Origin of the sequence: Capsulimonas sp. (assembly GCF_039929585.1) — a bacterium.
In the GTDB taxonomy this organism is placed as follows: Bacteria; Armatimonadota; Armatimonadia; order Armatimonadales; family Capsulimonadaceae; genus Capsulimonas.
The window spans coordinates 1-8452 of the sequence record NZ_JBDSQY010000215.1; the positions used below are offsets into that span (position 1 = coordinate 1).

Here is an 8452-nt window from a genome sequence, read left to right on the forward strand (position 1 = left end):
CGTACTTTTAGCCGCGAATTCATTCGCCAGCTTCTTCATAGGTGCATTACGCAGATAATTCGGCAAAATACATTAGCGCCGACGGCGTAGGGACCTGTTCCCTACGAGAGACCTATTCCCGCCCCCGATAATCCCTTGGGCTTACCCCAGTATGGCGTTTGAACCAGTGTGAGAAGTACGGCGGGTCCATCCCTAGCTCGGTCGCGAGGACGGCGACTGGCTGACCGTTGCGGCCGAGCGCGCCTTTCGCGTAGGCCAGGCGCTGCTGGTCGAGAAATCGTGCGGGGGGCACGCCGATTTGGGCGCGGAATAGATGCGCCATGCGGGACGCTGAAAGGCCGCCCACCCGTGCGAGATCCTCGGGGCGAATGGGCTGCGCGAGACGCTGGGAGATGAAATCCATCACGGCGAGCACGCGGCCGTCCAGGCGCGCTCGGCCTGCCTGTGCGTTCTGCGTGTCGCACCAGAGCAGCGCCGATTCCAAGGCGTTCATGGCGAAGGCGTCGCGCTGGCGCAGGCCGCCGCTCGCCAAGCGCTGGGTCTCCAGCAGATATCCCACGATCTTTTCACGCACAATCGGCTCGTCGAGATGCAGTTTCAATATGCCCGGAACAGCTTCCGGCCACGCCATCCAGGGCAGCCATTCCAGGCGTGGATGGAAGTGAATCCAGAACTGGTCCCAGTCCTTGTCCCCTTCTTCCGTGGTGTAATCATGCGGGACGCCAGGACGCACGAGTACTAAGTCGTGCGCTTCGATCATCACGGAACCGCTCGTCGTGTCAAATCGGCCAATGCCCGCAAACGCGACCAACAGCAGCCAGTCGTTCGTCCCATGCTCCCTCCAAACCCGGAACTCCGGCGGATACCAGGCGCGCCCGACATGCAGACGCTCCACGACCGGCGAATGCGTGTGCACAAAATCGTTGGGATGTTTTTTGCGTTCTTCTCTCATTATTTTTCATCATAGCAGAGATTCGCAAGTTTTCAGCCGGGAAACACATGGACGAAACGACAAAAATTCTCTATATTAATGAGGAAAGACAAATGACTTAACCCGAAGAAGGCCAGACACTCCATGACCATTCCAAATACGCCATCATCACAGATCCAGCCGCGGCGGCGCCGAGCACAACGGCAAAATAACGCAATTCGCGTCGCGATCGCCCTGCCGGTCCTGCTCGCCTCAATCTCCTGCTCCCATGCGCAGACGGCTGCCGAATTGGCCGCCGCGACACCGCCGGCAAACGCGATCTGGCTGGAAACGCTGGACCTGAGCCAGATGCAGCTGGGCTATGGCGAACCACACGCTGGCAAGTCCATTGACAATAACCCGCTGACACTGAGCGGAACCGTCTTTCCGCATGGCATAGGAACACACGCCGCCAGCTTGTTTCGCGTGCAGCTTCACGGCGACGCCACGCGTTTCAGCGCGGTCGTTGGCCTGGACGATGAGGCGAAGGGCCGCGAAGGTTCGATCACATTCCAGGTCATCGTAGACGGCAAGACCGTGGCCCAAACGCCCGTTATGCACGTCGGCGATGCGCCGCAGCTGATTTCAGTCGATCTCACCAAAGCGCAGTCGCTGACCCTGAAGGTGGGCGACGGCGGCGACGGCAATACATACGACCATGCCGACTGGGCAGGCGCGGAAGTGACGATGGCCAACGGCGCGGCGTCCAAACTGGAGGCGTTAGTGCTCCCCGTCAGCCCGCCGCGTCTTGTGACGCCGGCGCCTGATCCCAAGCCAGCGATCCATGGTCCGCGCATCACCGGCGTATCGCCCGGCCATCCGTTTCTGTTTCGCATTCCCGCCACCGGCGATGGCCCGCTGACGTTCAGCGCCAAGAACCTGCCCGCCGGCCTCACGCTCGACCCCAATACGGGCATCATCAAGGGCGCCGTCGCGACGGCTGGGACCACGAACGTCACGCTCACCGTGCGCGGCGCGAAGGGCTCTGCCAGCCGCCCGCTGTCGATCGTCGTGGGAGAGAAAATGGTGGCGCGGACCCCGCCGATGGGGTGGAACTCCTGGAATGTCTGGGGAACAAGCGTCACCGAGGAAAAAGTCAAGGCGTCCGCCGAGCAACTGATCCAGAGCGGCCTCGCCGGCCATGGCTACGGCTATATCAACATCGACGACGCCTGGGAAGGGGATCGCGGCGCCGACGGCAAGATCCAGACCAACGCCAAGTTCCCGGACATGAAAGCGCTCGGCGACTATATCCATGGCCTGGGCCTGCGCTTCGGGATCTATTCGTCGCCAGGAGGCTGGACCTGTGGCGGCTTCATCGCGAGCCTCGATCACGAGCAGCAGGACGCCGATTCTTACGCCGCCTGGGGTGTCGACTACCTCAAGTACGACTGGTGCTCCTATGAGGCCGTCGTCAAGGGCGACCACTCGCTGCCGGCTCTGAAAAAGCCCTACAACGTGATGAGCGCGGCTCTGGCGAAGGAAAACCGCGATATCGTCTTCTCGCTCTGCCAGTACGGCATGGGGGATGTCTGGACATGGGGCGCGGAGGTCGGCGGCAATGCCTGGCGCACCACCGGCGACATTCAGGATAACTGGGGAAGCCTGCACGACATCTACACCCACCAAGCGGGCCATGAAGTCAACGCCGGCCCGGGCCACTGGAACGACCCGGACATGCTGATGGTCGGCATCGTCGGCTTTGGCAACACCCACCCGACCCACCTCAAGCCCAACGAGCAGATCCTGCACATGTCGATGTGGTGTCTTCTGTCCTCGCCGCTCTTGATCGGCTGCGACATGACCCGCCTCGACCCATTCACCTTGGCGCTGCTGTCCAACGACGAAGCGCTCGACATCAATCAAGATCCGCTGGGCAAACCCGCCGCCCGCATCACCACGGCCGATGACAAGGATGTCTGGGCGCGCCCCCTCTTCGACGGAACGCACGCCGTGGGCCTCGTCAACGGCAGCGACGACAACGAGACGATCACGGTCAAATGGTCAGACATCGGCGTCAAGGGCAAGCAGCCCGTGCGCGACTTGTGGCTGCACAAGGACCTGGGATCGTTCGGTGACAGCTACAGCGTGGAAGTTCCGGCGCACGGATGCGTGCTGCTGAAGGTTGGTCGCCCCATCCCCCCGCCGAAGTAAACTTCGGCCTCCCCCTTTCCCGGCTAAAGGCCCTTCGGGCGGGAAAGGGGGCGTTCGTAACTCAAGCCGCACGAGTTATTTGCAGACTACGAAGACAAATAAAAATTGGCTCGTCACTTTATCACAGTGACGAGCCAATTTTCTTTCAGCCACACGACAAGATCTATGTCGTCCCAAGTTATCAGCATCCCCTTTCCCGACCGAAGGGCCTTTAGCCGGGAAAGGGGACAAACGAGCCCTAGCGAGTTGAGGGGATGGGGATCCTACTTCTTCACCACCGCCGCCGGCCGCAGCGCGTCGATCAGCTTCTCTTCGCCCGTCTCCGGGTCCGTGAAGTGCCACAGCTTCCAGCCATTGGAGTTCGGCAGCCCCAGCAGCAAAGCCCCCACTTTATGGATCGAGCCGCAGTAGCCGCCGGCGGAGATGGCGCCGTCGGCGTGGACGCTGGCGTAGATGTCGGTGTTGCCGAAGCGCAGGCGGGAGCCGACCGCGAGGAGACCGCTTTCGACGAGACTGACGAAGGGGATCCGGGGTTTGGGCGCGTCCACGAAGACTTCGGCGCGGGGCTCTTCGAGCGTGGGAATGACGGATTCTAAGCGCTCTTTCGCGAGGTGAACGTAGGCTTCCTCGCGGTCGATCGTGATGTAGCGCCGGCCGAGACGCTTGGCGACGGCGGCGGTGGTGCCGGTGCCGCAGAAGGGATCGAGCACAATATCGCCGGGATTAGTCGTGCTCGCGATCACACGGTGCAGCAGGGACTCGGGCTTTTGTGTGGTGTGTGCTTTGACGCCGTTGACTAAGAGCCGCTCGCCGCGGCCGCAGATCGGGAAATGCCAGTCCGAGCGCATCTGCTTGTCTTCGTTGCCGGCTTTAAATTCACGATAGTGGAACGTATATTTCGTCTGCGTTTGGGACTTCTTCACCCAAAGCAGGGTCTCGTGGGCGTTGCAGAAACGCACGCCCTTCATCTGCGGCATCGGGTTCTTCTTCACCCATACGACGTCGTTCAGAGTCCAAAACCCCAGGTCCATCAAAATCGCGCCGACACGGTAGATATTGTGATAGCTGCCGATCACCCAGAGCGTCCCGGTGTCGGAGAGCACGCGGCGGGCGGCGATGAGCCATTCGCGCGTGAATTTATCGTACGCTTCAAAGGAGGCGAACTTGTCCCAATGATCGTCCACGGCGTCCACCTTCGTCATGTTCGGGCGCCACAAAGCATTGCTGAGCTGCATGTTATACGGCGGATCGGCGAAGATGAGATCGGCGCATTTCTCGGGAAGCGAGTTCATCATTTCGATGCAGTCGCCGAGGAGAACTTGGTTGACGGGTGGATGATTGGACATAGTGCGAATGACCGAGCGGATTCTACCTATTGTACCCGAGTTCGATTCGCGGACAGTCGCATAGATCCAATGGATTTCCAAGGGAGCGCTCCGACGACCGAATCCCCTGAGACAAATACGGGAGAATAGAGACCTTTGGATATGCGATTTTCACTGTATTATCCTCAGGGTAGGACGGATCATACATAGAATTGACGCCTTCGTGCATATCCAGAATGGGCCGGGCGCCTTATAATCTCAAATAAGATACGGGACGCTTCGAGATACTACGAAACCCGGGAGACACCTCATGTTAAGAACGCCGATCGCTCTGCTGGCCGCTGCGGGCCTGCTCACTATCGCACTATCCGGAACCGTCGCCAAAGCGCAGGGCGGCGCCGCAAGCAGTGCGTCGGTGGACCCACACGCCAATGAAACCAAAGGTCAGCGCGACGCGCGCATGAAGTGGTGGCGCGAAGCCCGTTTCGGCATGTTCATCCACTGGGGACTCTACGCCGTCCCCGCCGGCGTCTACAAAGATAAAAAGATCGACGGCCTTGGCGAGTGGATGATGCATGACGCCAAGGTTCCCGTGGGATATTATGCCGACTACGCCAAGCAGTTCGATCCCGAGCAGTTCGATGCGGCGAAGTGGGTCAGTTACGCGAAAGCCGCCGGCATGAAGTACATCGTGATGACCGCCAAGCACCACGAAGGCTTCGCGATGTACCCGACCAAGGTCGACGACTTCAACATCAACGCGCAGACCAACTTCAAACGCGATCCCATCGGCGAAATGGCCGCTGCGTGCAAAAAGGCGGGGATTAAGTTCGGCGTGTACTACTCGCAGAACTTGGACTGGCATCATCCCGGCGGCGGCACGGCGGGCGACTCGTGGGACCCCGCGCAGGCCGGTGACTTCGACGCCTACGTGCGCAAAGTCAGCGCGCCCCAAGTCGAAGAGCTGATCACGCGTTACCATCCCGCAGTGCTCTGGTGGGACATTAATGGCCCGTTCACGCCGGATCAAGTGCGGGCGCTTACGGCGTCGTTCCCCAAGGACCCAGAGCTGATCTTCAATAACCGATTGGGCGGCGGCGTTCCCGGAGACACGGAGACCCCAGAGCAGACGATCCCGCGCAACGGCTTTCCCGGCAAGGACTGGGAAACGTGCATGACGATCAACGAGACCTGGGGCTTCAAGACAAACGACACGAACTTCAAGTCGGTCGAAGAGCTGACGCGCAACTTGATCGACATCGCTTCTAAGGGCGGCAATTATTTGCTCAATGTCGGTCCGGATTCTCATGGCGTGATCCCTGCCCCCGAAGTCGAGCGTATCCAGGCGGTCGGCGCATGGCTGAAGCGCAATGGCGACAGCATCTACGCGACTACGCCCGACCCGTTCAAGCGCCTGCCGTTCGAAGGGCGCGCCACGGTCAAGGGGAACACGGTCTATCTCAACGTCTTCACTTGGCCCGAAAATGGCCTGAGGCTTGCAGGGCTCCTGACGGACGTCAAAGGCGCCAAGGCGCTCGCCACGGGACAGAAGCTGAGCGTAATGAAGGACGCCGACGGGACTCTGATGATCTCCAAACCCAGCGTCATCGATCCAGTCTCCACCGTTGTCGCTCTCCAGCTTGCCGGTCCCGTGGCGCTCGTCCCCGAGCCGCCGCGCACCATCTTGGTTCCGACCTCGGAAAAGGCGCCGCAGACCTGGAAGTACACCACCGTCCAGCCGTCCAAGAACTGGGCGGACGCCGACTTCGACGATGCGGCATGGAAATCCGCCCCTGCGCCGTTCGGCCAAGGCGTTCCTGGTGTCAACACACCGTGGACCGAGACGCCCGGCGACATCTGGATTCGACGCAGCTTCACCGTTTCCAACAACAGCATGAAGTCGCCACTTTTGACCTCCGTCCATGACGACGAAGGCGAAGCCTATATCAATGGCGTGCTCGCGGCGAAACTCGACAGCTATACACGAACGTACGATGAGTACGACGTGAGCGCCGAAGCCGCCGCCGCCATCAAAACCGGCGAGAACGTTCTCGCGATCCATTGTCACCAGGGAACCGGCGAACAGTCGATCGACGCCGGCCTGACGATGGTATGGCCCGGGACGCCATAACGCCTTCACGCCCACAATTTTCGAGGAAAGACCATGACACCAAAAGCACTCACACTCTTGATCGCCGCCGGCCTGCTCGCCGCCGCTCTGCCCGGCAAACCCGCCGCGGCCCAGACCGGCGCCGCTTCCGCGTCCGTCGATCCGCATGCGAATGAGACCAAAGCCCAGCGTGACGCCCGAATGAAATGGTGGCGCGAAGCGCGCTTTGGAATGTTCATCCACTGGGGACTGTACGCCGTGCCCGCCGGCGTTTACAAGGGCCAGAACACCGGCGGTTTGGGCGAGTGGATCATGCGTGACGACAAAATCCCCGTAGGCTACTATGCGGACTACGCCAAGCAATTCGATCCTGAACAGTTCAACGCCACCGAGTGGGTCAGCTACGCCAAAACCGCCGGCATGAAATATATCGTGATGACCGCCAAGCACCACGAAGGCTTCGCGATGTACCCGACCAAGGTGGATGACTTCAACATCAACGCGCAGACCAACTTCAAGCGCGATCCCATCGGCGAAATGGCCGCCGCGTGTAAGAAAGCCGGCATCAAGTTCGGCGTCTACTATTCGCAGAATTTAGATTGGCATCACCCCGGCGGCGGAACGGCGGGGCCGGCCTGGGACCCGGCGCAGAAGGGCAGCTACGACGAGTATATCAAGAACGTCAGCGCGCCGCAGGTGAAAGAACTCGTGACGCGCTACCATCCGGCGGTCATCTGGTGGGACATCCCGAGCGATCTGACGCCGGATCAAGCGCGCGCGCTGACCTCCGCCTTCTCGTCGGACCCCGAACTGATCTACAACAACCGCATGGGCGGAGGCGTCGCTGGCGACACGGAAACGCCCGAGCAGCACATTCCCCCCAAGGGCTTTCCCGGCAAGGACTGGGAAACGTGCATGACGATCAACGACACCTGGGGCTTCAAGACCAACGATACGAACTTCAAGCCCATGGAGCTGCTGCTGCGCAATCTGATCGACATCGCCAGCAAGGGCGGCAACTATCTTCTGAACGTCGGTCCCGACGCCCATGGCGTCATCCCCTCCCCCGAGGTGGATCGTCTGAAGGAGATGGGCGCCTGGCTCAAGACGAACGGTCAGAGCATCTACGCCACCACGCCCAGCCCCTACCAGCGCCTGCCGTTCAATGGCCGCGCCACGGTCAAGGGCAACACGATCTATTTGAATGTCTTCACTTGGCCCGAAAATGGCCTGAGGCTTGCGGGGCTCCAGACAAAAGTCAAAGGCGCCAAAGCGCTCGCCACCGGTCAGAAACTGACCGTGACCAAAGCCGCGGATGGGACGCTCTCCATCTCCAAGCCCAGCGCCATCGATTCGATCTCCACGGTAATTGCATTAGACCTGACCGGCGCTCCCGTGGTCACCGAGGCCGAAGTTTTGATCGCGCCGCAGACGGACGGAACGTATGCGCTGAACGCCTCGGATTCAACCGTGGTCGGGAACAACATCCAGGTCGAGCACGGCGATGATAATGGCGCCAACGCCAACCTGGGATACTGGACCAGCCTGAGCGCCGGCGCCGAATGGAAGGTCACCGTGCCCGCCGGAGCCGACGGCGTCTACACCGCCAAAATCGACTACGCAGTCGATCCGGGCAGCGCGGACAGCATCGTGACGCTTCAGGTCGACGGCGCCGACACCGGCATTACCGGGACAATCGTCAAGACGGGGTCGTGGGAAGATTACCAAACGCTGGCGCTCACCGGAACACTCACGCTGACGCCGGGAGCGCACACGATCAAGATCATTCCCAAGAGTATGCCGAACGGCGCTGTGATGAACCTGCGGCGCGTGACGCTGGTCCGCTGACCCACCCCGGCGCTTCGCGCCACCCCTCCCTTGAAGCAGGGAAGG

At 60.9% G+C, this 8452-nt stretch carries 5 protein-coding genes; 3 read left to right on the plus strand and 2 right to left on the minus strand.

Annotation, left to right across the window (positions count from 1 at the left end; translation table 11 throughout):
• Positions 1 to 112 precede the first annotated feature (112 nt).
• Positions 113 to 952: a helix-turn-helix domain-containing protein gene (locus ABIZ35_RS15810; RefSeq protein ID WP_348220885.1), complete on the minus strand. Its 840-nt coding sequence runs from the start codon at positions 950 to 952 to the stop codon at positions 113 to 115.
• A gap of 123 nt (positions 953 to 1075) precedes the next feature.
• Here ABIZ35_RS15810 and ABIZ35_RS15815 point away from each other — a divergent pair, with 123 nt between their 5' ends.
• Positions 1076 to 3124, plus strand: a complete 2049-nt coding sequence (locus ABIZ35_RS15815; protein WP_348220886.1) for an NPCBM/NEW2 domain-containing protein — start codon at positions 1076 to 1078, stop codon at positions 3122 to 3124.
• Positions 3125 to 3387: 263 nt separating this feature from the next.
• Here the strand turns inward: ABIZ35_RS15815 and ABIZ35_RS15820 are convergent, their stop codons facing one another.
• Positions 3388 to 4470, minus strand: coding sequence for a DNA methyltransferase (locus ABIZ35_RS15820; RefSeq protein WP_348220887.1), 1083 nt, complete (start codon positions 4468 to 4470; stop codon positions 3388 to 3390).
• Between the two features lie 289 nt (positions 4471 to 4759).
• Between ABIZ35_RS15820 and ABIZ35_RS15825 the strand changes: the two genes are divergently transcribed.
• Positions 4760 to 6580: an alpha-L-fucosidase gene (locus tag ABIZ35_RS15825; protein WP_348220888.1), complete on the plus strand. Its 1821-nt coding sequence runs from the start codon at positions 4760 to 4762 to the stop codon at positions 6578 to 6580.
• A 33-nt stretch (positions 6581 to 6613) separates the two neighbouring features.
• Positions 6614 to 8407 carry an alpha-L-fucosidase gene (locus ABIZ35_RS15830; RefSeq protein ID WP_348220889.1) on the plus strand — a complete coding sequence of 598 codons (1794 nt, stop codon included), beginning with the start codon at positions 6614 to 6616 and terminating at the stop codon, positions 8405 to 8407.
• The last annotated feature ends 45 nt before the right edge of the window (positions 8408 to 8452 follow it).